This is a genomic window from Streptomyces verrucosisporus (genome assembly GCF_017114865.1).
Taxonomy (GTDB): Bacteria; Actinomycetota; Actinomycetes; order Streptomycetales; family Streptomycetaceae; genus Streptomyces; species Streptomyces fenghuangensis.
The window spans coordinates 70,118-93,861 of the sequence record NZ_JADEYH010000016.1 but is presented as its reverse complement, the minus strand read 5'-3'; the positions used below and the strand labels follow the sequence as shown (position 1 = coordinate 93,861).

Below are 23,744 nucleotides of genomic sequence, written 5' to 3'. Positions count from 1 at the left end.
ACATGGGACGGGCCCCTGCCGGCCCGCAGCCCCGGCCGAACGGCCACTCTACCGGCCGGGGGAGCGGTCGTCAGTGGTGTGAGGAAGCGGAGGTGACCAGTTCCGTGAGCACACCGTGGCAGTCCTTGGGGTGGAGGAAGGTGATCCGGGAGCCCATCGAACCGGTGCGCGGCTCGTCGTACAGCACCCGGACGCCCTTGTCCCGGATCGCCCCGGCCTCGCCGTCGACGTCCGCGGTGCCGAAGGCGATGTGGTGCACGCCCTCGCCGTTCTTCGCCAGCCACTTGGCCACCGTGGAGTCCTCGCGGGTCGGTTCCAGGAGCTGGAGGTAGGAGGCGCCGCCGTCGTCCGTGCCGTTGATCCGCAGCATGGCCTCGCGCACCCCCTGCTCCTCGTTCACCTCGGTGTGGAACACCTCGAAGCCGTAGGTGGCACGGTAGAACTCCACCGTCTTGTCCAGGTCGAAACAGGCGATACCGATGTGGTCGATGCGCGTCAGCATGGAAGACAGTGCACCGTCTCGGAGTGTGGTTACGCAACGTGCGCACGGTCACACCGACCGACCGGTGACCCGGGACGGTACCGCTCAGTACATTGGCGATAACCCTCGTTAACTCCCTGCTCCGAAGGGGCCGCACCGTGACCGAAAAGACGAACCCCGAGACCCGTTCGGCGTCCGCCACCACCTCCGTGATCGTCGCGGGCGCCCGTACGCCCATGGGCCGCCTGCTGGGCTCGCTGAAGACCTTCTCCGGCGCCGACCTGGGCGGCTTCGCCATCAAGGCGGCCCTGGACCGCGCGGGCATCGGCGGGGACCAGGTCGAGTACGTGATCATGGGCCAGGTGCTCCAGGCCGGCGCCGGGCAGATTCCCGCGCGCCAGGCCGCGGTGAAGGCCGGCATCCCGATGAACGTTCCCGCGCTGACCGTCAACAAGGTCTGCCTGTCGGGTCTGGACGCCATCGCGCTGGCCGACCAGCTCATCCGCGCCGGAGAGTTCGACGTGGTCGTCGCCGGCGGCCAGGAGTCCATGACGAACGCCCCCCACCTGCTGCCGAAGTCCCGCGAGGGCTTCAAGTACGGCGCGGTGCAGATGCTGGACGCCATGGCCCACGACGGCCTGACCGACTCCTTCGAGAACGTCGCCATGGGCGAGTCCACCGAGAAGCACAACACCCGCCTGGGCATCGGCCGCGCCGAGCAGGACGAGATCGCCGCCCTCTCCCACCAGCGCGCCGCCACCGCGCAGAAGAACGGCCTGTTCGACGCGGAGATCACCCCGGTGGAGATCCCGCAGCGCAAGGGCGACCCGATCCTGTTCTCCAAGGACGAGGGCATCCGGCCCGAGACCACCGCCGAGTCCCTGGGCAAGCTGCGCCCGGCCTTCGCCAAGGACGGCACCATCACCGCCGGCACCTCCTCGCAGATCTCCGACGGCGCCGCCGCGGTGGTCGTGATGAGCAAGGCCAGGGCCGAGGAGCTGGGCCTGGAGTGGATCGCCGAGATCGGCGCCCACGGCAACGTGGCCGGCCCGGACAACTCCCTGCAGTCGCAGCCGTCCAACGCCATCCGCCACGCTCTGAGGAAGGACGGCCTGGAGACCGGCGACCTCGACCTGATCGAGATCAACGAGGCCTTCGCGGCCGTCGCGGTGCAGTCGATGAAGGACCTCGGCATCGACCACGAAAAGGTGAACGTCAACGGCGGCGCGATCGCGCTGGGTCACCCGATCGGTATGTCCGGCGCGCGCATCGTGCTCCACCTCGCCCTGGAGCTCAAGCGCCGCGGCGGCGGTGTCGGCGCAGCCGCGCTGTGCGGCGGCGGCGGTCAGGGCGACGCCCTGATCGTGCGGGTGCCGAAGAAGTGACGGAGCGGTCGCACGGGCCCGCACGCCGCACATGAGGTGCGGCGGGTGCGGGCCCGTGTGACCGGCGGCACGGCGGCGCGCGAGCGGCGCGGGAAGAATGACGGCCGGACCGGGCGGCCGACCACAGCGGCCGCCCGGCGGCCGACGAGGGCCGACGAGGGCCGGCGACGGCCGAGTAACGCGAGGAGCGCAGCACGTATGGCGGTGGACGTCCCCAAACTGGTGGAGCAGGCACGGCAGGGCAGGCCCCGGGCCGTAGCCCGGCTGATCTCGCTGGTTGAGGGGGCGTCCCCGCAGCTCAGGGAGGTCATGGCGGCGCTGGCGCCGCTGACGGGCAACGCGTACGTCGTGGGCCTGACCGGCTCGCCGGGGGTGGGCAAGTCCACCTCCACCTCGGCGCTGGTGAGCGCGTACCGCAGGGCCGGCAGGCGGGTCGGCGTCCTCGCGGTGGACCCCTCCTCCCCGTTCTCCGGCGGCGCGCTGCTGGGCGACCGGGTCCGGATGTCCGAGCACGCCTCCGACCCCGGCGTCTACATCCGCTCCATGGCCACCCGCGGCCACCTCGGAGGCCTGGCCTGGGCCGCCCCGCAGGCCATCCGCGTCCTGGACGCGGCCGGCTGCGACGTCGTCCTGGTCGAGACGGTCGGCGTCGGCCAGTCCGAGGTCGAGATCGCCTCGCAGGCCGACACCTCCGTCGTCCTCCTGGCGCCCGGCATGGGCGACGGCATCCAGGCAGCCAAGGCCGGGATCCTGGAGATCGGCGACGTGTACGTGGTCAACAAGGCCGACCGCGACGGCGCGGACGCCACCGCCCGCGAGCTCAACCACATGCTGGGTCTCGGCGAGGCCCGGAAGCCCGGCGACTGGCGTCCGCCGATCGTCAAGACCGTCGCCGCGCGCGGCGAGGGCGTCGACGAGGTCGTCGAGGCACTGGAGAAGCACCGCGCCTGGATGGAGGAGCGCGGAGTGCTCGCCGAGCGCCGCCGGGCGCGCGCGGCCCGCGAGGTGGAGACCATCGCGGTGACCGCGCTGCGCGAGCGCATCGGCGACCTGCACGGCGACCGCCGCCTGGACGCGCTGGCCGAGCGGATCGCGAGCGGGACGCTCGACCCGTACGCGGCGGCCGACGAGCTGGTGGCGGGGCTGACGGGGGGGTGAGCCCCACCGGGGGCGGACGTCAGTCCTCGCGGCGGTCGTCGCGGTCGTCGGCGTCCTTGTCGTCGTCCCTGTCGTCATCGTCGTCGTCGCGGTCGTCCGGCTCGGCGCTCCGCTCCAGCACGTCGGCGCTGCCGGCGTCCACCGAGACCTCGTGCCAGGCGCCGTCCTCGCCCAGGACGCCGACCTCCCAGACCGGCCGGTCGCTGTCGTCGTCCTCCAGCTCGGCGGACTCCGCCGTGCCCGGTACGGCCCTCAGCGCGGCGGCGACGGCCTCCTGGAGGGTGACCTCGGCGCCGCGCGGCGTCCGCGGCTCGTCGCGGTCGTCGTCCCTGTCCCCACCCTTGTCGTCGTTCCGGCTGTCGTCGCCGCGGTCGTCGGCTTCGTCGTCCCGGTCACCGGTGTCGGCGCCAGCCCGCAGGCTCGCGGCCAGGGCGTCCTGAGCGGTGTCGTCGTCGGCGAAGGCGATGGTGCTCCCGCCGACGGCGAGGGCGACGGCGACGGCGGCGACGACCAGCTTGCGGTTCATGGTTGGTTTCCTCCCTGGAGACGGGGTCTCACGTCTGACGTGGAACACCGTCCCAGGGCGCGGCTGAAGGCACCCTGAAAGCACCTGAAGATCTCTTCAGCTCCCTTTTGGCAGGCTGGCCCCATGCGCGTACTGATCGTGGAGGACGAGAAGCGGCTCGCCCTGTCACTGGCCAGGGGCCTGACGGCCGAGGGGTTCGCCGTCGACGTGGTCCACGACGGGAGGGACGGGCTGCACCGGGCGACCGAGGGCTCGTACGACCTGATCGTCCTCGACATCATGCTGCCGGGCATGAACGGCTACCGCGTCTGCTCGGCGCTGCGCACCGCAGGGGACGAGACACCGATCCTGATGCTGACCGCCAAGGACGGCGAGTACGACGAGGCCGAGGGCCTGGACACCGGCGCCGACGACTACCTCACCAAGCCGTTCTCCTACGTGGTGCTCCTCGCCCGGGTGAGGGCGCTGCTGCGCCGCCGCACCCGGGGCGGGGCCTCCGTGCTGCGGATGGGCGGGCTGGCAGTGGACCCCGCCGCGCGGCGGGTCACCCTGGACGGGAGCGAAGTGGCGCTGACCGCCAAGGAGTTCGCGGTGCTGGAGTACCTGGCGGTGCGCGCCGGGGAGGTGGTCTCCAAGTCGGAGGTCCTCGAACACGTCTGGGACTTCGCCTACGAGGGCGACGTCAACATCGTCGAGGTGTACGTCAGCGCGCTGCGCCGCAAGCTGGGCAGCGCGGCGATCGCCACCGTGCGCGGTGCCGGATACCGGTTGGTGGGGAACGGTGCGTAGGCCCGCGCTCTCCCCGCTCGCCCGGCTCACCGTCCGGGTGCGCGCCGCGCTCGGCGCCACGCTCGTGGTGGCGGTGGCCCTGGTGGCCGCCGGGATCGCGGTGGTCGGGGTGCTCAGCGGGGGCCTCACCGAGAACGCCCGGCTGCACGCCGAGACCACCGCCCGCGAGGTCGCCGCCGGGGTCGCCGACGTACCGGCGGACCGGGTGGCGCGGGTGGAGGCGCTGGCGGACGACGAGCCGGTGCAGGTCGTGGACGCCTCCGGCGCGGTGCTCGGAGCCGGTGACCCGCTGCGCGGACGCGGGCCCGTGGCCGACTTCAACAAGCCGGACGAGCCCCGGCAGGCGCCCGCCACGCCCTCCCCGGAGGACAGCGGCAGCGACGACGACCGCGACGACGACGATGACCGTGACGACGACGACCGTGACGACGGGAGCGACGACGGCGCCGCCCCCAAGCCGTCCGACGAGCCCGTCGCGGTGGACCGCAACAGCGTCACCCGGACCGTCGCCCTGCCCGTCGACGGGGACGGCGAGGTGACCTACGACCGCTCCCGGGCGGTGGCGACGCAGGACTTCCGTCTGGTCGCCGTGCAGAGCGTCACCCGCGACCGCGTCCCCGTCACCGTCTACGCCGGCGCCTCCCTCGCCGAGCAGGAGGAGGCCGTCTCAACCGTCACCGGCACCATGCTCGCCGGGCTCCCCGCGCTGCTCGCCGTCGTCGGGGGCGTCACCTGGCTGGTCACCCGGGGCGCGCTGCGCCCGGTGGAGGGCATCCGGCGGGAGATGGCGGCCATCGCCGCCGGCAGCGACCTGTCCCGGCGGGTGCCCGAGCCCCCCTCCCGCGACGAGGTGGCCCGCCTGGCGCGGACCACCAACGAGACCCTGAGCGCCCTGGAGGCGTCCGTCGAGCGGCAGCGCCGCTTCGTCGCCGACGCCTCGCACGAACTGCGCAGCCCGATCGCCTCCCTGCGCACCCAGCTGGAGGTCGCCGCCGCCCACCCCGGGCTACTCGACATCGACGGCGCGGTCCACGACACCGTACGGCTGCAGGCGCTGGCCGCCGATCTGCTGCTGCTGGCCCGCCTGGACGCCGGGGAGCGCCCCGGGGACGCGCGGGTGGACCTGTACGCGCTGGTGCGGGAGGAACTGGCCCAGCGCACCGGGGACCGGGTCGCCGTCGTCCTGGAGGACGGCGAGGGCGGCGAGGGAGGGGGACCGGTGGAGGTGGCGGGCTCGCGAGGCCAGCTCGCCCGGGTGCTCGGCAACCTCCTGGACAACGCCCGGCGCCACGCGGCCTCCCGCGTCCGGGTGCGGGTGGGCCGTGAGCACGGGCAGGCCGTGCTGGAGGTCGCCGACGACGGCGCCGGGGTGCCGGAGAAGGAACGGGAGAGGATCTTCGAGCGGTTCGTACGGCTGGACGACGCGCGCAGCCGGGACGACGGCGGCGCCGGGCTGGGTCTGGCCATCGCCCGCGACGTGGCGGTCCGGCACGGCGGCGGCCTCACCGCCGGCCGGGCGGCCGAGGGCGGCGCCCTGTTCACCCTGCGGCTGCCCGCCGCGGCCCCGGCCTTGCCCGGGCGGGCCGGGTAGTCCGGGCGGCCTCGCCCGGGCGAGGCCGGAAGGCCCCGGACGGGTTCAGGAGAGGTTGTCGTCGCCGATCCAGTCGAGGGTGTCGGTCCCGCCCTCGTCGTCCCACTTGATCTTGATGCTCTCGCCGTCCGAGGTCTTGCTGGCGGTGCCGGCGATGTACTCCTCGTCGTCGCCCTCGCCGCACTTGAGCGCCATCCGGTAGCCGTTGCTCTGGTTCTCGCCGATCCCCACGCATATGCCGTCGCCGCCGAACTCGATCCAGGAGACCGAGTTCTTCCCCTCGGCCTCCCCGCTCTCGAACGCCTTGCCCACGGTCAGCGTCCTGGCGCCCTCGCCCTGCCACTGCCCCCTGAAGTCGTTCCCGGCGGGCGGCTCCCCGGCCGGTTCGTCGGTGGGCTCGTAGTCGTCGAGCGGATCCTCCGCCGTCTCCTCGGGGGTCGGCTCCGCCGGCTCCTCCGTCTCCTGCGACGGTTCGGAGGAGACGCTCGGGGACGGACTCACGGTGGCGGCCGCGCCGGGCTCGCCGTCGTCGTCGCCGACCGCCAGGTAGACCCCGCCGCCGATGAGGGCGAGCGCCACCACGGCGCCGCCGACGATGAGGGCCACCCTGCCCCCCTTCGGCCCGCCGCCCTGCGGGGGCGGGGGACAGGCGGCGTACGGGTTGGGCTGCCCGTAGGACTGCTGGGGCGAATGCCCGCCCTGGGGGTAGGCGTAGCCGGACTGCCCGCCCTGGGGGTACGCCACCGGGCCGCCGTAGACCGGGCCCGGCGCCTGGGGCGGCCCGCCCTGCGGCGGCGGGGGCGGCTGCTGGGGCTGTTGCGGCTGACCGCCCGGGTACTGCGGAGGGCCGAAGCCGTCATGTGGCGGCTGGCCCGGTGGTGGCTGGCTCATCGGAGGTCACCTCTGGCGCGGGTCCGACGGCAGAGGACCCTCCCGCTCGTCCGGTCCAGCGCTCCCCCGGAAAGGGCCGGTCAGCCGCGGACCCGCCGCGTCTTGTCCGTCACGGCTGTCGAGCGGGTCCCCCTCATCATCCCCCAAGGACCCCCCCGGGGCGCGGGGGTTCGGCGGGGCGTCTCAGCCGCGTCCGCGCAGCGACCGCAGCTGCTCGGCGACCGGGACCAGCGAGCCGTGCAGTCCGCCGAGTGCCTCGGGCGTGAGCAGATCGATGAAGTGGCGCCGCACCGAGGCGACGTGGTGCGGCGCCACCTCGCGCATCGTCCTCCAGCCGTGCTCGGTCAGCACCGCGAACAGCCCGCGCCTGTCGGACTCGCAGTTCTCCCGGCGCACCAGCCCGGCCTTCTCCATGCGGGTGATCTGGTGGGACAGACGGCTCTTGGACTGCAGGGTGGCGGCGGCCAGATCGCTCATCCGCATCCGGTGGCCGTCCGACTCGGAGAGGTTCACGAGGATCTCGTAGTCGTTCATGGTCAGCCCGAACGGCTGGAGGTCCCGCTCCAGTTGGTGCGTGAGGAGCCTGTTGACGTCGAGGTGCACGCGCCAGGCGCGCTGCTCCTCCTCGCTCAGCCAGCGGGTTTCCTTGTCGCTCTCCATGTCCTCGGACTCTACCCGGCGGTCGGGAGCGCTCCGGCCGCGGACCCTCACCGGGGGAATCGATCCGGTCACAGTCCGAAACGGCGCTGGATGTCGCCCAACTGGCCCGGAAGCTGCGGCATCTGCTGCCCGCCGCGCCCGCCGTGTCCGCCGCCCGCGCCCGGGACGCCCGGCTGCGACGGCGGAGGGGCGCCGGTGTCCCGCTCCTCCATCAGGACCTCGGTCGACTGGATCAGCACCGTGCCCGCCCCGGTGAAGTCGAACTGGTGCTCCTCACCGGAGACGCCGCCGATCCCGGTCATCGCCCGCAGCCCGCCGAGTACGCCGCGCATGTACTGGTGGTCGTAGTGGTGGCAGGGCGAGGGGCAGTCCGCCCAGCCGACCAGCGCCTGCGGATCGACCCGGACCGGCGGCTCCACGAAGTGCACCTCGCCGTTGGAGGCCGCCACGAACTTCCCCGTCCCCAGCAGGGTCACGAAACCGGGGACGATGGACTGCTTCAGCGCCAGGCTCGGTTCGAAGGCCAGCAGATTGCCCGAGCGGATGGTGAGGTTGCCGTCCTCGAGGTCGTAGGAGTTGACGTCGAAGGCGCGGTCGGCGAGCAGCATCCTGCCCTTGCCCTCGGCGACCACCCAGTCCGAGGCGTGCAGCGGGGAGTGGAAGCTGGTGGCGACCAGCCTGTCCAGGGGGCCGTGGCCGATGCCGTTGAAGGTGATCTGCCCGTAGTAGGCGATCATCTTCCCCTTCTGCAGGAACCACCGGCCCGACAGGTCGACGCAGAACGCGTAGGGGTTGACGTTGTCGTTCGGCGGCAGGGTGTGGGCGTCGTGGACGATCGGACCGTTCACAGCTTCTCCTCGCTGGCCTGTACGAACACCTCGCCCTGCCCGGACAGCTCCAACTGGAACGCCTCGCCCGAGCCGCGCCCGACCATGTCCCGCCAGCCGAGCGCCGTGGAGAGCTTGTTGCGTACGTCCCCGTGGTGGGCGACGTACGCCTGCGGGTCGACGTGGACGGGGCGGCCCGGGGTGATCGGGAGCCGGATCACCCCGCCGTGGGCCATCACGGCCACCGAGCCGTGCCCGGAGAGCGTCGTGGTGAACAGCCCCTGCCCGGTCACCTGGCCGCGCACCATGCCCATGACCCCGCCCTGGGAGCCCATGAACATCGTGCCCTGCTCCAGCGTCCCGTCGAACGCGAGCAGCCGGTCGGCCTCCACGCAGAGGGTGTCGCCGGACAGTTCGACCACCTCGACGTGGTGGCCGCCGTGGCCGAACAGCACCGTGCCGTCGCCCTCCACCACCATCAGCGGAGCCGCCTCGCCGGCCAGCCGCCGCCCGATCATCGAGCCGATGCCGCCCTGGCCGCCCTGGATGCTGGGTGTGAAGGAGACCTCGCCCTTGTACGCGATCATCGCGCCGCGCTGGCTGAACATCCGCTGCCCGGGCGCCACCCGGGCCTCGACCATCTTGGAACCGATCTCCCGGAACGGCATCAAGCACCCCCTTCGTGGGCTTCTCCGCTCGTGCGGCGCGGAGGTGCGGGTTTGGCGGTGGTCTGCGGGCCGGTGGCCGCACGTGCGTCGCTCACGGTGTTTTCTTCGTGGGCTTCTCCGCTCGTGCGGCGCGGAGGTGCGGGTTTGGCGGTGGTCTGCGGGCCGGTGGCCGCACGTGCGTCGCTCACGGTCAGACATCACCGCCGATCGTGTTCCGCTCGCTGGGCTGGACGTAGACCAGCCCTTCGCCCTCGAAGCGGATCTGGAAGGACTCGCCCGACCCCTCGCCCATGAAGGTCCGGAAGTTCACGCCCGTCTGGAACTCCTGCCGCAGATCCCCGGTGTGGGCCACGTACGCCCCCGGGTCCACCTGGAGCGGGGACTGCGGTGTGACGCGCAGCACCACCGCCGGGCCGTCCGACATCAGCGCGGCCGTGCCGGTGCCCTCGACCGTGGTGGTGAACAGGCCGTTGCCCTGGGAGGCGCCGCGCAGCCCGGTGAAGGTGGTGCCGGTGCGCAGGGAGCCGTCGGCGCACAGCAGGTTGCTGGACTCCACATGGAGCTTCTGCCCCTGGAGCGTCACCAGGCCGATGTCGCTCGCGCGGTCGGCGAAGTAGCAGGTGCCCTGCCCCTTCACCTCCATCATCTCCATCTGCTCGCCGGTGAGGCGGCGGGTGACCAGGCCGCGCAGGCCCTCACCGCCGCCGGTGAGTTTCTTGAAGGCCATCTGGCCGTCGTAGGCGACCATCGAGCCGTTCTTGGCCCTGACGGTGTCGCCTGCCAGGTCGACGGCGAGGACCTTGCCGCCTTGGAGTCGGAACTGAGCCACGGTGCGAATCTACCCGGACGCGGGCCTCCGGCGGGAGGCTGCCACAATGACAGAGCTTGTGCATCCCTTCACAAAGGATCTCCCGTGGACCTCAAGACCGCTTCGGCGCTCCGCCGCCTCCGGCTCGTCTCCACCCCGGAGGCAGTCTCCTTCCTGCTGCTTCTGGTGTGCTCCGTGCTCAAGCGCACGACCGAGTTCAACGCGGTGCCGGTGATGGGCGCCGTCCATGGCGCCCTCTTCGTGCTCTACGTGATCTTCTGGCTGGACGCCTGGAACCGAGCCAGGTGGCCGATGAGCCGCGCCGCGTTCTACTTCGCGCTCTCGGTGCTGCCCGGCGGCGGTTTCTACGCCGACAGGCTGCTGCGCCGCGAGACCGAGGCGAGCGTGATCGCCGCCCGGGCCCGCGCCGAGCGGGCCGGGCAGGACGAGCGGCCCCGCACGGGGGCGGTGGACGCGTGATCGTCGCCTTCTCCGTCACTCCGCTCGGGGTCGGCGAGGACGTGGGGGAGTACGTCGCCGACGCGGTGCACGTGGTCCGCGAGTCCGGGCTGCCCAACCGCACCGACGCGATGTTCACCTCGGTCGAGGGCGAGTGGGAGGAGTGCATGGAGGTCGTGCGGCGGGCGGTGGCCGCCGTCGAGGCCCGGGCGCCGCGTGTCTCGCTCGTCCTCAAGGCCGATATCCGCCCCGGTGTCACCGACGGTCTGACCTCCAAGGTCGCCACCGTCGAGCGGCACCTGGGCTGAGCGCCGGCCTGTCCCGCCCGGCGGCGCAGCCGCCGGGCGGCCCGATTGCTGAGACGGAGCTGACCACGATGTGACCGGCCGGTAAGGTCGTAGCCGTGCCGAAGCCGCTCAGCCTGACGTTCGACCCGATCGCCCGCGCCGACGAACTGTGGAAGCAGCGATGGGGCTCCGTGCCCTCGATGGCCGCGATCACCTCGGTCATGCGTGCGCACCAGATCCTGCTCGCCGAGGTCGACGCCGTCGTCAAGCCCTACGGTCTGACCTTCGCCCGCTACGAGGCGCTGGTGCTGCTGACCTTCTCCAAGGCGGGCGAACTGCCGATGTCGAAGATCGGCGAGCGGCTGATGGTCCACCCCACCTCCGTGACCAACACCGTCGACCGCCTGGTGAGGTCCGGTCTGGTGGCCAAGCGCCCCAACCCCAACGACGGCCGCGGCACGCTCGCCTCCATCACCGACCGGGGGCGCGAGGTGTGCGAGGCGGCCACCCGCGACCTGATGGCGATGGACTTCGGGCTGGGGGCGTACGACGACGAGGAGTGCGACGAGATCTTCGCGCTGCTCAGACCGCTGCGTGTGGCCGCGGGGGACTTCAAGGAAGGCTGAGCCGCGCTCCCGCCGCACTCCCGCAGAGTGCTCACCGGACCGCCGGGTTCCGCCGTCCCGGGGCCCCGGCCGGACGACGCGCGGTGCCGGTTACGCTCGTGTGCATGAAGAAGAGCGTGCTCACCCGCTACCGGGTGATGGCCTACGTCACCGGTGTCCTGCTGGTCCTGCTGGTCATCGGCATGATCGGCAAATACCTGCTGGAGACGGACGGCGCCGAGGGCTTCACCTACGTCGTCAGCCTCGCCCACGGCTGGCTGTACGTGCTGTACCTGGTCTTCGCCTTCGACCTGGGCTCCAAGGCGAAGTGGAAGTTCGGCAAGCTGGCATGGGTGCTGCTCGCCGGCACCATCCCCACCGCCGCGTTCTTCGTCGAGCGGAAGGTCTCGCGCGAGGTCGAGCCGCTGGTCGAGGACGACGAGGCCGTCCCCGCCGAGGCCTGAGGGCTCCCCGGGGCCCGGGCCCCGGGGTCGAGGCACGCTGGACCGTCCGTGTGCGCCGCGCCGCACCGGGCGGTCTTCCATCGACAATTACTTGGACGTCCTAGTAAATTTGTGCGTATGGACGCTGACGCCATCGCAGAGGGCCGCCGCCGCTGGCAGGCCCGGTACGACACCGCACGCAAGCGGGACGCCGACTTCACCACGCTCTCCGGCGACCCCGTCGAGCCGGTCTACGGCCCCGCGCCCGGCGACACCGTCGAGGGGTTCGAGAGGATCGGCTGGCCCGGCGAGTTCCCCTTCACCCGCGGTCTGTATCCCACCGGCTACCGCGGCCGGACCTGGACCATCCGCCAGTTCGCGGGCTTCGGCAACGCCGAGCAGACCAACGAGCGCTACAAGATGATCCTCGCGGCCGGCGGCGGCGGGCTGTCGGTCGCCTTCGACATGCCCACCCTGATGGGCCGCGACTCCGACGACCCGCGCTCGCTGGGGGAGGTCGGCCACTGCGGTGTCGCCATCGACTCCGCCGCCGACATGGAGGTCCTCTTCCGGGACATCCCGCTGGGCGACGTCACCACCTCGATGACGATCAGCGGCCCGGCCGTGCCGGTGTTCTGCATGTACCTGGTGGCCGCCGAACGGCAGGGCGTGGACCCCGCCGTCCTCAACGGCACGCTCCAGACGGACATCTTCAAGGAGTACATCGCGCAGAAGGAGTGGCTCTTCGAGCCGGAGCCGCATCTGCGCCTGATCGGCGACCTGATGGAGCACTGCGCCCGGGGCATCCCGGCGTACAAGCCGCTGTCGGTCTCCGGCTACCACATCCGCGAGGCCGGCTCGACGGCCGCGCAGGAGCTGGCGTACACCCTCGCCGACGGCTTCGGCTACGTGGAGCTGGGCCTCTCGCGCGGCCTGGACGTGGACGCCTTCGCGCCCGGCCTGTCGTTCTTCTTCGACGCGCACCTGGACTTCTTCGAGGAGATCGCCAAGTTCCGCGCCGCCCGGCGGATCTGGGCCCGCTGGATGCGGGACGTCTACGGCGCGAAGAGCGAGAAGGCGCAGTGGCTGCGCTTCCACACCCAGACCGCGGGTGTCTCGCTCACCGCCCAGCAGCCGTACAACAACGTGGTGCGCACCGCCGTGGAGGCGCTGGCGGCGGTGCTGGGCGGCACCAACTCCCTGCACACCAACGCCCTGGACGAGACCCTCGCCCTGCCCAGCGAGCAGGCCGCGGAGATCGCGCTGCGCACCCAGCAGGTGCTGATGGAGGAGACGGGTGTGGCCAACGTGGCCGACCCGCTGGGCGGCTCCTGGTACATCGAGGCGCTGACCGACCGGATCGAGGCCGACGCCGAGAAGATCTTCGAGCAGATCAGGGAGCGCGGCCGCCGCGCGGTGCCCGACGGGCAGCACCCCATCGGCCCGATCACCTCCGGCATCCTGCGCGGCATCGAGGACGGCTGGTTCACCGGCGAGATCGCCGAGGCCGCCTTCCGCTACCAGCAGTCGCTGGAGAAGGGCGAGAAGAAGGTCGTCGGCGTCAACTGCCACACCGGCTCGGTCACCGGGGACCTGGAGATCCTGCGGGTCAGCCACGAGGTCGAGCGCGAGCAGGTGCGCGTGCTGGCCGACCGCAAGGCCGCGCGCGACGAGGCGCGCGTGCGTGCCGCCCTGGACGGGATGCTGGCCGCCGCCCGGGACGGCTCCAACATGATCGAGCCGATGCTGGACGCGGTGCGCGCCGAGGCGACGCTGGGCGAGATCTGCGGGGTGCTGCGGGAGGAGTGGGGCGTCTACACCGAGCCCGCCGGCTTCTGAGGCGGCGCGTCGCACCGTGCGCCACGCCGTGTGCCGGACCCCGCCCGGCTCCCGTCCCTCCGGGACGGGAGCCGGGTCTCCGGCCTGTCACGGAAAGACGGATGTCGGGGCCCGGGCCCGCATCCGGGGGCGCGGGAGGGACTCCCGCCGGGTGGCCGGTGCGGGTGCCGTCGGACGCCGCCGGCCGGAGGCCCGCCGGATGGCACCAGAGGCCGTCAGGCGTCCACGGGGCCGCCGGAGCCGTCCGGTGCGGGCCCGGTGGCGGACTCGGCGGCGGGGCCGGTGGTGGCGGACAGGCCGTGCAGCAGCAGGGCGGTCAGGGAGCGGGCCCACACCGGGGTGACGCTCTCCGCGCTGACCAGCGAGCGGTGGACGACCGCGCCCGCGATCACGTCGAAGATCAGGTCGGCGGCGCGGTCCGCCGCGGCGGCGCCCTCCGGGCCGGGCGGGTCGGGCGGGAGTTCGCCCCGGGTCTGGGCGCGGCGGCGGCCCTCGACCACCAGGCGCTTCTGGCGCTCCACGATGGCGGTGCGGATGCGGGCGCGCAGCGCGCCGTCGCGGGTGGCCTCGGCGACGACGGCCATCAGGGCCGTCTTCGCCTCCGGCCGCTCCAGCAGCGCGGCGAAGGCGAGCACCACGCTCTCGACGTCCGCCCGCAGGCTGCCGAGGTCGGGCAGCTCCAGCTCGTCGAAGAGGACGGCGACGGCGTCCACGACCATCTCGCTCTTGTTCGCCCAGCGGCGGTAGAGGGTGGTTTTGGCCACCCCCGCGCGCACGGCCACGTCCCCCATGGTCAGCCCGCCCCACCCCAGCTCGACCAGCGCCGAGCGCGTCGCGTCGAGGATCGCGCGGTCGGCCGCGGCGCTGCGCGGCCTGCCCGTGCGTCGAGCGGAATCGGCCATGGGGTGACTGTAACCGGGGCCATGAGTTACGCTACGAGGCGTATCGAAACGCTGGTTCCGGGGCTCTGGAGCCGGGCGGCGATCACGCGACGACCACTGGCGCCGGACGGGGACCCGGCGCCGATGTGCGACACGCTGCACGGAACGGTCCGGGAACGGGGGAGACTGGTCACATGCAGCCACGCAACATGTCCATGAGCGGAGTGGTCGACCTCGCCGCGGTGAAGGCGGCCGGGGAGGCCAAGCAGAAGGCCGAGGAGGCCCGTGCCCGGGCCGCACGGCAGCAGGGCGGTGCCGGCGGTGCCGGTGCGGAGGGAGCGGCCGGAGCGGCTCCGGTGTCCCTGGTGATCGACGTCGAGGAGGCGGACTTCGAGCAGGAGGTGCTCCAGCGCTCCGCCGAAGTCCCGGTGGTCATCGACTTCTGGGCCGAGTGGTGCGGCCCGTGCAAGCAGCTCGGCCCGCTGCTGGAGCGGCTGGCGCACGAGTACGCCGGGCGCTTCCTCCTCGCCAAGATCGACGTCGACCGCAACCAGGCGCTCTTCCAGCAGTTCGGGGTGCAGGGCATCCCGGCCGTCTTCGCGGTGGTGGCCGGCCAGGCCCTGCCGCTGTTCCAGGGCGCGGCGCCCGAGCAGCAGGTCCGCGAGGTGCTGGACCAGCTCGTCCAGGTCGCCGAGCAGCGCTTCGGCATCACCGGCATCTCCGTGGAGGGCGGCGGGCAGGCCCCGGCCGCGCCCGTCGTTCCGGAGGACCCGGCGCTGGTGGCCGCCCACTCCGCGCTGGACGCGGGGGACCTGGGCGGCGCGATCCAGGCGTATCGGAACGTGCTCGCCGACGATCCGGCCAACACCGAGGCCAAGCTGGGCCTGGCCCAGGCCGAGCTTCTGCAGCGCGTTCAGGGGCTGGACGCGGCCCAGGTGCGCGAGGAGGCGGCCGAGGCGCCCGCCGATGTCCGGGCGCAGCTGAGGGCGGCCGACCTCGACCTGGCCGGCGGGCACGTCGAGGACGCCTTCGGGCGGCTGGTGGAGACGGTCCGCCGTACGGCGGGGGATGACCGGGAGGCCGTCCGTGTCCGTCTGCTGGAGCTCTTCGAGGTGGTCGGGCACGAGGATCCGAGGGTGGTCGCGGCACGCGGTGCCCTTGCCCGGGTGCTTTTCTGACCTGCCGGTTCCGGTGGTCCGGGACTTATTGACATAACGATCAACAGCGGCCGCGACTTTACCGAAACTTGGTAATCGCGGCCGCTGTTACTCGCAGTAAGCCGCCTGGGGCGTTCGGTCCCGCGAAGTCCGTTTGATCCGCTCGCCCATCGTTTCCTCCCGCAACCCTCGGTGCCCGATTGATCACTTTCGGCGCAGGTCCTGTCATCTTCCCGTTACTCGCAAGTAACGAGCCCCTTGTGCCCCGGCCTCTCATGCACCACGATCGGCCACGCTCGGTCCATCGTCCGCAGCCCGGCACACCACGTCCGGGCAGAGCCGGACCATGGGTCCCCACCGGGTGGGCCGGCGTCGGTGACGCCGGTCGCGGACAGGGGGGTCTCCGCCGAAGGGCGGGGCCTGTCCGGCAGGTTGCGCGGGAGCGTGGCCAGTGGTTGTCGCTCGGGGGTGATCGCCGGCGCTCCGGAGGCAGGTGAATCCGGGTATCGGCGCTCTCCTTCCCGAGGACGTAGCACTTCTCCCATCCCGTCCGGGTCGGGCCCGGGCCGGAGATGTACGTCCGAGAAGGAGGAAAGTCATGGAGTCTGTGGCTCGTGGCGGGACCAGATGGAAGCGGTTCGCCGTCGTCATGGTCCCCAGCGTCGCCGCCACGGCGGCGGTCGGGGTCGCCCTGGCACAGGGTGCACTCGCCGCGTCGTTCAGCGTCTCCGGTCAGCAGGCGAAGGTCTCGGTTGACCGGCTGGACGGCAAGGGGTTCGTGCAGTACGGCACGATCGACGTCCAGCACGGGGGCAAGGAGATCCCCGTCGCCGTGTCGGCCTTCAAGAGCGCCGAGCTCAGGGGCCTGTGCCAGTCCGTCGTGATCCCCGTTCCGGTCTTCGGCGATGTCTCGGTGAAGCTGAACGCGGGCAACGACGGCAAGGTCGTCGAGGCGAAGAACCTCTACATCGACCTCGACCAGCTCGACGCCGACGCTACGTTCACGAACATCAACATCGGCGTCTCGGCGAACGACACGGACAACGAGACGGGCCCGGGCCTGAAGCCCGGCGACACCGTGCTTCCGGGCTCCTTCGCCCAGGAGGCCGACGAGGCCCTGCTCACCGACGTCAAGCAGACGTCCTGGGCCACCAGCGCCGGCACCTTCAAGCTCTCCGGCCTCTCGCTGAACGTGGCCAAGGGCAAGAACGAGTGCTTCTGACGCACTGAGCGGAAAGGGGGCGGGGGGCCGCCGAGCCGGTCCCCCGTCTCCCCCCAGTGCCATCGATCTTTATGGACAGTTCGGCCCTAGGGAGCTGTTTTCTGATGAGTGCCGAGTCGCCGGGAGCGCGTGAACGCATCAGCCACTGGCGGCAGTCGTTCCGCCTGTGGCGCTGGCAGCGCCCCTTCTGGGCGGGACTGCTGACGCTGCTGGGCGGCGTGCCGATCATCTGGATCCCGTACGCCGATCCCAGCCTGAGCCAGCTGTCCTTCCGGCTGGCGACCACCACGGGCTCCGGATCGCTGATCATCGGCGTGCTGCTGTTCGTGCTGGGCCTGACACTGTGGTTCCAGCCGCACTCCCGGGTTTTCAGCGGAGTCGCCGCCATTCTGCTGGCCCTGGTCTCGCTGGTGGTCTCCAACCTCGGGGGTCTCTTCGCCGGCTTCCTGCTGGCGATGGTCGGCGGCGCGATGGCCGTCTCCTGGGTGCAGGGCAAGGAGCGGCCGGCCGAGCCCGCGGAGACTGGGGAGGCCCCCGGTGATCCCGCGCCCGAGAAGGCTCCGCAGGAGGTGGGCCTGAACATCGTCGAGCCGGCCCCCGCCGGGGCGGACGACGGACGGAACGGGGCGCACCGTGACGCCTGAGGAGTTGAACCGTGAGGACCGGGAGGCCGCGGCCGGGTCGCCCCGGCGCACGAGGACCGGGCCGCGCCACGCCGCGCCCAGGAAGCCGCTGCTGACCCGGCTGCACGTTCCCGCCGGCAAGGCGATAGCCCTGGCCGCCATGCCGTCGGCCGTGCTCATGGGCATGGGGCTCACCCCCAAGCTCGCCCTCGCCGAGCCGCTGCCCGAGAACCCCTTCAGGGACGGGCCGTGCGTGACCACGCCCGACAAGGAGGCGGAGGAGGACAGCGGGCGGGAGGCGGAGAAGAGCCGGCCCGGGCAGGACGGCAAGGAGAGCGGGGACGGCGGGGACGAGTCCGGCAAGGACGCGAAGCCGGGCGCCACCCCCGCGCCGGAGCCCGGCGCCACGGCGCCCGCCGAGCCGCCGGCCGACGGCGGCACCGGAGGCGAGGAGGAGGACGCCGGTACGCCGGAGCCCGAGCCGAGCCCCTCGGAGTCCGAGGAGCGCAACCCGCTGGACCCGCTGGGCATCGGCGACGCCATCAAGGACCTGTTCACCCCGGACGGGAAGAAGGACGACGGCGCGCAGGCCGAGGCCGAGGCCGAGCCCTCCGCCTCGCCGAGCCCGTCGCGGTCCGGAGAGCCCGGGGAGTCCGGGGACGACGGCTCCGACACCCCGGTGAAGGACGCCGTCGAGGGCGTCGCCGGCGGTGTCGAGAAGGGCCTGAAGGACACCACCGACCGCGTCGGCGACGCGGTGGAGGACACCGTCGGCAAGGCGCGCGAGAAGGCCGGGGAGGCGGCGGACGACGCGACCGTCCCGGGGGCGGACGCGTCCGGCAAGGAGCCCTTCCCCTGCCCGACCTACGACGCCGAGGCGCTGGCCGGGGCCGAGGAGGAGCGGACCGAGGCGGTGCTGCCCAACGCCCCGTGGCTGCTGGAGACCAGCCTGCTCGCCCTCCACGGCCTGGACTACCACGGCATCGTCAAGGTCCGCACCCACAACGGCACGGTCAAGAACGTCCTGAAGTTCACCGCCCGCTCGGTGGACATCCGGGACCTGCACCAGTTGGTGGAGGGCCCCGGCGGCAGCACCGCGCACGTCAAGGCCGCCAAGGGCAGCACCTCCACCATCCGCAACGGCACGGTGACGATGTACACCGAGGAGCTCAAGGGCAAGCTCTTCGGGCTCATCCCGATCACCTTCAGCCCCGAGTCGCCGCCGCCGCTGAACATCCCCGAGGTGTTCTTCACGGACGTGTCGGTCAGGCAGGCCGGCCAGTTCGGCGGAGAACTGCACATCCCCGGCATGAACCTCTACAACGAGAACTGACACCCGCGGCGAACGGCGGCGGCCCGCGTACCCCCGGGGGTACGCGGGCCGCCGCCGTTCGCCGCGCCGCGGGCGAGAGGCCGGAAAGCCGGTGGCCGGCGGGTCAGCGCTTGTCGCTGCCCAGGTGGTGCACCAGCACCATGTTGGTGGTACCGGGGATGCCGGGAGGCGATCCGGCCGTCATGATCATGGTGTCGCCGATGTTGTACCGCTGGAGCTTGAGCAGTTCGGCGTCGACCAGGTCCACCATGTCGTCGGTGTGGTCCACGTGCGGCACCACGAAGGACTCCACGCCCCAGCTGAGCGTGAGCCGGCAGGCGGTGGAGGGCTCGGTGGTGAAGGCCAGGATCGGCTGGGCGGCCCGGTAGCGGGAGAGCCGCCGGGCGGTGTCGCCGGACTTGGTGAAGGCGACCAGCGCCTTGCCGTTGAGGAAGTCCGCCATCTCGCAGGCCGCGCGGGCCACCGAACCGCCCTGGGTGCGCGGCTTCTTGCCGGGCACCAGCGGCTGGAGGCCGCGCGAGAGCAGCTCCTCCTCGGCGGCCTGGACGATCTTCGACATCGTCTTGACCGTCTCGATCGGGTACTGGCCCACCGAGGACTCCGCCGAGAGCATCACCGCGTCCGTGCCGTCCAGGATCGCGTTGGCCACGTCGGAGGCCTCGGCGCGGGTGGGCCGGGAGTTGGTGATCATCGACTCCATCATCTGGGTCGCCACGATCACCGGCTTGGCGTTGCGGCGGCACATCTCGATCAGCCGCTTCTGCACCATCGGCACCTTCTCCAGCGGGTACTCCACCGCCAGGTCGCCGCGGGCCACCATCACGCCGTCGAACGCGAGGACCACGTCCTCCATGTTCTCCACCGCCTGCGGCTTCTCCACCTTGGCGATCACCGGGACCCGGCGGCCGACCTCGTCCATCACCCGGTGGACGTCGCGCACGTCGGCGGCGTCGCGCACGAAGGAGAGCGCCACCATGTCGCAGCCCATCTCCAGCGCGAACCTCAGGTCCTCGACGTCCTTGTCCGACAGGGCCGGGACGTTGACCGCCACGCCGGGCAGGTTGATGCCCTTGTGGTCGGAGATCACACCGCCCTCGATGACGATGCAGCGCACCCGGGGGCCGTCCACGTCGATCACCTGGAGGGCGACGTTGCCGTCGTTGATCAGGACCGTCTCGCCCTTGGAGACGTCGCCCGGCAGGCCCTTGTAGGTGGTGCCGCAGACGGTGCGGTCGCCGGGGACGTCCTCGGTGGTGATGGTGAACTCGTCGCCGCGCACCAGCTCGACGGGACCGTCGGCGAAGGTCTCCAGGCGGATCTTGGGGCCCTGGAGGTCGGCGAGCACGCCGATGGCGCGCCCGGTCTCCTGGGAGGCCTTGCGCAGGCGGTGGTAACGCTCCTCGTGCTCGGCGTGGCTGCCATGGCTCATGTTGAAGCGGGCCACATTCATGCCGGCCTCGATCAGCGTCTTGAGCTGATCGTAGGAGTCCACGGCGGGGCCCAGGGTGCAGACGATTTTGGAACGGCGCATGGGGGCGATCCTATCTTTTGTTCAGTGGCGGAACGTTCCAGGGGGTGAGCTGGCTCACTCCCGTGCCGTGGTGCCGTCGCCCACCAGCGCATATGTCTGGCCGGCGATCTCCAGTTCCTCGTCGGTGGGCACCACGGCCACCGCCACCCGCGCGTCGGGCGGTGATATCAGCCGGGGCCCGCCGCCGCGCGCGGTGTTCAGCTCCGTGTCCACGGCCAGGCCCAGGCCCCCCAGCCCGTCGACGGCGGCCTGCCGCACCGGTGCGGCGTTCTCGCCGACCCCGGCGGTGAAGGCCACCGCGTCCACCCGGCCGAGCACCGCGCAGTAGGCGCCGATGTACTTCTTCAGCCGGTGGACGTAGATCTCGAAGGCCAGCCTCGCCGACTCCGCGTCCGGCCCCTCGCCCGCCATCCGGCGCAGGACCTCCCGCATGTCGTTGTCCCCGCACAGGCCCAGCAGGCCGCTGCGCTTGTTCAGCAGGACGTCGATCTCTTCCACCGACATCCCGGCGACCCGCGCCAGATGGAAGACCACCGCCGGGTCGACATCACCCGAACGGGTGCCCATCACCAGGCCCTCCAGCGGGGTGAGCCCCATGGAGGTGTCCACGCACCGCCCGCCGCGCACCGCCGAGGCCGACGAGCCGTTGCCCAGGTGCAGCACGATGACGTTCACCTCGGAGGGATCCCGGCCCAGCAACTCGGCCGTCCTGCGCGAGACGTACGCGTGCGAGGTGCCGTGAAAGCCGTAACGGCGAACCCGGTGGGCGTCGGCGACGGCGGTGTCGATGGCGTACCGGGCGGCGTACTCCGGCATCGTCGTGTGGAACGCGGTGTCGAAGACCGCCACCTGCGGCAGACGCGGCGCCAGCGCCATCGCCGTGCGGATGCCCGCCAGATTGGCCGGGTTGTGCAGCGGCGCGACGGGCACCAGGCGCTCGATCTCGGCCAGCACCGCGTCGTCGATCACGGTCGGCTCGGTGAAGCGGCGCCCGCCGTGCACCACCCGGTGACCGATGGCGGCCAGCTCGGGGGAGTCCAGCCCAAGCCCGTCGCGGGCCAGTTCGCCGGCGACGGCCTTCAGTGCCGCCTGGTGGTCGGGCACCGGCTCCTCGCGCTCGCGGCGCGGGCCGCCGGCCGGGGCGTGGCGCAGGTATGAGGTGCGCTCGCCGATCCGCTCGACCAGGCCGGCGGCCGGACGGGAGCCGTCGGCCATGTCCAGGAGCTGGTACTTCACCGACGAGGAACCGGTGTTCAGTACGAGGACGCGGGTGCCTCTCACTCGCTCGCAGCCTTCCCCTCGGGGCCGGTCGGTCCGGTGGAGTGCGCGGACCCGGTGGATTCGGTGGATTCGGTCGACTCGGTGGGCTCAGCGGGCCCGGCGGACTCCGTGGGCTCCGCCGGGCGGGCCGTCGCGCCCGCGGCCCGCCGGCTGTGCTGCGCCTGGATCGCGGTGATCGCCACGGTGGTGACGATGTCCTGCACCAGCGCGCCGCGCGAGAGGTCGTTGACCGGCTTGCGCAGACCCTGCAGGACCGGACCGACGGCCACCGCGCCGGCCGAGCGCTGGACGGCCTTGTAGGTGTTGTTGCCGGTGTTCAGGTCCGGGAAGACCAGCACGGTGGCCCGCCCCGCGACCCTCGACTCCGGCAGCTTGGTCGCCGCCACCGACGGCTCCACCGCCGCGTCGTACTGGATCGGCCCCTCCACCAGCAGGTCCGGGCGGCGCTCGCGCACCAGTTCCGTCGCCCGCCGCACCTTGTCCACGTCCGCGCCGGAGCCGGAGGTGCCGGTGGAGTACGACAGCATCGCGATCCGCGGGTCCACGCCGAACCGGGCGGCGGTGGCGGCGGACTGGACGGCGATGTCGGCGAGCTGCTCGGCGTTCGGATCGGGGTTGACCGCGCAGTCACCGTAGACCAGCACCTTCTCGGCCAGGCACATGAAGAACACCGAGGAGACGATCTGGGCGTCCGGCTTGGTGCGGATGATCTCGAAGGCCGGCCGCAGCGTCGCGGCCGTCGAGTGCGCCGCGCCCGAGACCATGCCGTCGGCCAGCCCCTCCTGGACCATCAGGGTGCCGAAGTAGGAGACGTCGGCCACCTGGTCGTAGGCCAGCTCGTGGGTGACGCCCCGGTGGGCGCGCAGCTTCGCGTACAGCTCGGCGAAGCGCTCGCGCAGCGGCGAGGTGTACGGGTCCACGGCGCGGGCGGAGGCGCCCGTCCCCTCGGGCAGCTCCTCGGGCCCCAGCAGGCCCAGGTCGATGCCCAGCTCGGCGGCGCGCTTGCGGATCTCGGTCTCGTCGCCCAGCAGTGTCAGATCGCACACCCCCCGGCGCAGCAGCACCTCGGCCGCCCGCAGCACCCGTTCCTCGGTGCCCTCGGGCAGGACGACGTGGCGGCGGTCGGACCGTGCCCGCTCGATCAGCTCGTGCTCGAACATCATCGGGGTGACCCGGTCGCCGCGGACCACCGAGAGCCGCTCGGTGAGCCGGGCGGTGTCCACATGGCCCTCGAAGAGGCCGAGGGCGATCTCGGCCTTGCGCGGGTTGGCCGTGGTCAGCCTGCCCTCCAGGGACATCAGCTCGCCGGCGGTGGAGAACGACCCGCCCGGCACCGACAGCACCGGAGTGCCCGGGGAGAGCCGGGCGGCCAGCGCCATCGTCTCCTCGCCGGGCTTCTGCCCGACGGTCAGCAGCACTCCGGCGATGGCGGGGGAGCCCGCGGAGTGGGCGGCCAGCGCGCCGACGACCAGGTCCGCCCGGTCGCCGGGGGTGAGCACCAGGCAGCCCTCGGTGAGAGCGGGCAGGAAGGTCGGCAGCGTGGCGCCGCCGAAGACGAAGCCGCGCACATCGCGGGCGAGCCCGGCCGGATCCCCCTGGAGGACCTTCGCCCCCAGCGCCTGGGCGACCTGGGTGACGGTCGGCGCGGCCAGCGCGGGGTCCTCGGGCAGGGCGTACACCGGCACCGGCAGATGCCCGTCCAGGCCGACGGCGCCGACCGCCGCGCCGTCGGCGACCCGGTTGGCGATCATCGCGAGCACCTCGCAGCCCAGCGAGGCGTACGCGTGGTAGGCGTTGCGGATCTCGGCGGTCAGCGAGTCGGTGTCCTGGCCGGTGCCGGCCACCACCGGCAGCACCGGGGCGCCGAGCTCGTTGGCCAGCCGGGCGTTGAGCGCCAGCTCGGAGGGCAGGCCGGTGTCGGCGAAGTCGGTGCCCAGGACGAGGACGGCCTCGTAGTCGCGGGCGACGGTGTGGAAGCGGTCGACCAGCCGGGACACCAGTTCGTCGGTGCCCCGGTCGGCCAGGACGGCCACCGCCTCGTCGTAGCCGAGCCCGACCACGGTCCCGGCGGGCTGGGAGAGCCGGTAGCGGCTGCGCAACAGGTCGTAGATGGGGTCGGGGCCGTCGTGGGCGAGCGGGCGGAAGACGCCGACCCGGCCCGTCCGCCGGGACAGGAGTTCCATGACTCCCAGCTCCACGACCTGGCGGCCGTCTCCGCGGCCGATGCCGGTCACGTACACGCTGCGCGTCACGTGTGCTCTCCCTGCTCGTCGCGCCCTGGACCCTTCGGGCCCTGTCC

Annotated in this window: 24 protein-coding genes; 13 read left to right on the top strand and 11 right to left on the bottom strand. The window is 72.4% G+C overall.

What is annotated here, in order from left to right; genetic code table 11:
- Positions 1 to 70: 70 nt before the first annotated feature.
- A complete protein-coding gene (gene mce / locus IQ279_RS18125) occupies positions 71 to 502 on the bottom strand; it encodes a methylmalonyl-CoA epimerase (RefSeq protein WP_206349612.1) in 432 nt (143 codons plus the stop codon).
- A gap of 137 nt (positions 503 to 639) precedes the next feature.
- Here mce and IQ279_RS18120 point away from each other — a divergent pair, with 137 nt between their 5' ends.
- Together IQ279_RS18120 and meaB are read left to right on the top strand one after the other, a co-directional pair.
- Entirely contained in the window at positions 640 to 1,866 is a 1,227-nt protein-coding gene (locus IQ279_RS18120; RefSeq protein WP_206349611.1) for an acetyl-CoA C-acetyltransferase, read from the top strand.
- 198 nt (positions 1,867 to 2,064) lie between these two features.
- Positions 2,065 to 3,024 carry a methylmalonyl Co-A mutase-associated GTPase MeaB gene (gene meaB, locus IQ279_RS18115; RefSeq protein ID WP_206349610.1) on the top strand — a complete coding sequence of 320 codons (960 nt, stop codon included), beginning with the start codon at positions 2,065 to 2,067 and terminating at the stop codon, positions 3,022 to 3,024.
- 19 nt (positions 3,025 to 3,043) lie between these two features.
- Here the strand turns inward: meaB and IQ279_RS18110 are convergent, their stop codons facing one another.
- Complete coding sequence (locus IQ279_RS18110; RefSeq protein WP_206349609.1) at positions 3,044 to 3,550, bottom strand: PepSY domain-containing protein; 507 nt, start codon at positions 3,548 to 3,550, stop codon at positions 3,044 to 3,046.
- Between the two features lie 123 nt (positions 3,551 to 3,673).
- Between IQ279_RS18110 and IQ279_RS18105 the strand changes: the two genes are divergently transcribed.
- Positions 3,674 to 4,339, top strand: a complete 666-nt coding sequence (locus tag IQ279_RS18105; RefSeq protein WP_206349608.1) for a response regulator transcription factor — start codon at positions 3,674 to 3,676, stop codon at positions 4,337 to 4,339.
- Positions 4,340 to 4,403: 64 nt separating this feature from the next.
- On the top strand, positions 4,404 to 5,930 hold the full coding sequence (locus tag IQ279_RS18100) for a sensor histidine kinase (RefSeq protein ID WP_443742666.1): 1,527 nt from the start codon (positions 4,404 to 4,406) through the stop codon (positions 5,928 to 5,930).
- A 45-nt stretch (positions 5,931 to 5,975) separates the two neighbouring features.
- Here the strand turns inward: IQ279_RS18100 and IQ279_RS18095 are convergent, their stop codons facing one another.
- The 5 genes from IQ279_RS18095 to IQ279_RS18075 form a co-directional block, all read right to left on the bottom strand.
- On the bottom strand, positions 5,976 to 6,821 hold the full coding sequence (locus IQ279_RS18095; RefSeq protein ID WP_206349606.1) for a hypothetical protein: 846 nt from the start codon (positions 6,819 to 6,821) through the stop codon (positions 5,976 to 5,978).
- A 183-nt stretch (positions 6,822 to 7,004) separates the two neighbouring features.
- Entirely contained in the window at positions 7,005 to 7,481 is a 477-nt protein-coding gene (locus IQ279_RS18090) for a MarR family winged helix-turn-helix transcriptional regulator (RefSeq protein ID WP_206349605.1), read from the bottom strand.
- A 68-nt stretch (positions 7,482 to 7,549) separates the two neighbouring features.
- Positions 7,550 to 8,329 (bottom strand): AIM24 family protein, encoded by a 780-nt coding sequence (locus tag IQ279_RS18085; RefSeq protein WP_206349604.1) that lies wholly within the window; start codon positions 8,327 to 8,329, stop codon positions 7,550 to 7,552.
- Positions 8,326 to 8,976 (bottom strand): AIM24 family protein, encoded by a 651-nt coding sequence (locus IQ279_RS18080; protein ID WP_206349603.1) that lies wholly within the window; start codon positions 8,974 to 8,976, stop codon positions 8,326 to 8,328. The genes IQ279_RS18085 and IQ279_RS18080 overlap by 4 nt, the downstream gene beginning before the upstream one ends.
- Positions 8,977 to 9,166: 190 nt before the next feature.
- Positions 9,167 to 9,805 (bottom strand): AIM24 family protein, encoded by a 639-nt coding sequence (locus IQ279_RS18075; RefSeq protein WP_206349602.1) that lies wholly within the window; start codon positions 9,803 to 9,805, stop codon positions 9,167 to 9,169.
- A gap of 84 nt (positions 9,806 to 9,889) precedes the next feature.
- Between IQ279_RS18075 and IQ279_RS18070 the strand changes: the two genes are divergently transcribed.
- The 5 genes from IQ279_RS18070 (at position 9,890) to icmA (ending at position 13,417) form a co-directional block, all read left to right on the top strand.
- A complete protein-coding gene (locus IQ279_RS18070; RefSeq protein ID WP_206349601.1) occupies positions 9,890 to 10,264 on the top strand; it encodes a DUF3817 domain-containing protein in 375 nt (124 codons plus the stop codon).
- The gene (locus IQ279_RS18065; protein WP_206349600.1) at positions 10,261 to 10,551 is read left to right on the top strand and encodes an MTH1187 family thiamine-binding protein; all 291 of its coding nucleotides are present in this window, start codon (positions 10,261 to 10,263) and stop codon (positions 10,549 to 10,551) included. Before IQ279_RS18070 ends, IQ279_RS18065 begins: the two co-directional genes overlap by 4 nt.
- 95 nt (positions 10,552 to 10,646) lie before the next feature.
- Entirely contained in the window at positions 10,647 to 11,156 is a 510-nt protein-coding gene (locus tag IQ279_RS18060; protein ID WP_093847613.1) for a MarR family winged helix-turn-helix transcriptional regulator, read from the top strand.
- Positions 11,157 to 11,260: 104 nt separating this feature from the next.
- On the top strand, positions 11,261 to 11,599 hold the full coding sequence (locus IQ279_RS18055; protein WP_206349599.1) for a DUF3817 domain-containing protein: 339 nt from the start codon (positions 11,261 to 11,263) through the stop codon (positions 11,597 to 11,599).
- Between the two features lie 117 nt (positions 11,600 to 11,716).
- On the top strand, positions 11,717 to 13,417 hold the full coding sequence (gene icmA, locus IQ279_RS18050; RefSeq protein ID WP_206349598.1) for a coenzyme B12-dependent isobutyryl-CoA mutase large subunit: 1,701 nt from the start codon (positions 11,717 to 11,719) through the stop codon (positions 13,415 to 13,417).
- A 215-nt stretch (positions 13,418 to 13,632) separates the two neighbouring features.
- On the opposite strand, the gene IQ279_RS18045 is transcribed toward icmA, so the two are convergent.
- Positions 13,633 to 14,319, bottom strand: coding sequence for a TetR/AcrR family transcriptional regulator (locus IQ279_RS18045; protein WP_206349597.1), 687 nt, complete (start codon positions 14,317 to 14,319; stop codon positions 13,633 to 13,635).
- A 173-nt stretch (positions 14,320 to 14,492) separates the two neighbouring features.
- On the opposite strand from IQ279_RS18045, the gene IQ279_RS18040 reads away from it, so the two are divergent.
- From IQ279_RS18040 to IQ279_RS18025, 4 genes are all read left to right on the top strand, one after another.
- The gene (locus IQ279_RS18040; RefSeq protein ID WP_206349596.1) at positions 14,493 to 15,476 is read left to right on the top strand and encodes a tetratricopeptide repeat protein; all 984 of its coding nucleotides are present in this window, start codon (positions 14,493 to 14,495) and stop codon (positions 15,474 to 15,476) included.
- Between the two features lie 577 nt (positions 15,477 to 16,053).
- Positions 16,054 to 16,677 carry a DUF6230 family protein gene (locus IQ279_RS18035; protein WP_206349595.1) on the top strand — a complete coding sequence of 208 codons (624 nt, stop codon included), beginning with the start codon at positions 16,054 to 16,056 and terminating at the stop codon, positions 16,675 to 16,677.
- Positions 16,678 to 16,781: 104 nt separating this feature from the next.
- Complete coding sequence (locus IQ279_RS18030) at positions 16,782 to 17,321, top strand: DUF6114 domain-containing protein (RefSeq protein WP_206349594.1); 540 nt, start codon at positions 16,782 to 16,784, stop codon at positions 17,319 to 17,321.
- A gap of 4 nt (positions 17,322 to 17,325) precedes the next feature.
- The gene (locus IQ279_RS18025; RefSeq protein WP_206349593.1) at positions 17,326 to 18,633 is read left to right on the top strand and encodes a hydrogenase expression protein HypF; all 1,308 of its coding nucleotides are present in this window, start codon (positions 17,326 to 17,328) and stop codon (positions 18,631 to 18,633) included.
- Positions 18,634 to 18,736: 103 nt separating this feature from the next.
- Here IQ279_RS18025 and pyk read toward each other — a convergent pair whose 3' ends face one another.
- Genes pyk through pta form a run of 3 tightly spaced genes read right to left on the bottom strand, consistent with a single transcriptional unit; the run spans position 18,737 to position 23,697 of the window.
- Positions 18,737 to 20,164 (bottom strand): pyruvate kinase, encoded by a 1,428-nt coding sequence (pyk, locus tag IQ279_RS18020; RefSeq protein ID WP_206349592.1) that lies wholly within the window; start codon positions 20,162 to 20,164, stop codon positions 18,737 to 18,739.
- A 54-nt stretch (positions 20,165 to 20,218) separates the two neighbouring features.
- Positions 20,219 to 21,445, bottom strand: a complete 1,227-nt coding sequence (locus IQ279_RS18015; protein ID WP_206349591.1) for an acetate kinase — start codon at positions 21,443 to 21,445, stop codon at positions 20,219 to 20,221.
- Entirely contained in the window at positions 21,442 to 23,697 is a 2,256-nt protein-coding gene (gene pta, locus IQ279_RS18010; protein WP_206349590.1) for a phosphate acetyltransferase, read from the bottom strand. Before pta ends, IQ279_RS18015 begins: the two co-directional genes overlap by 4 nt.
- Between the last annotated feature and the right edge of the window lie 47 nt (positions 23,698 to 23,744).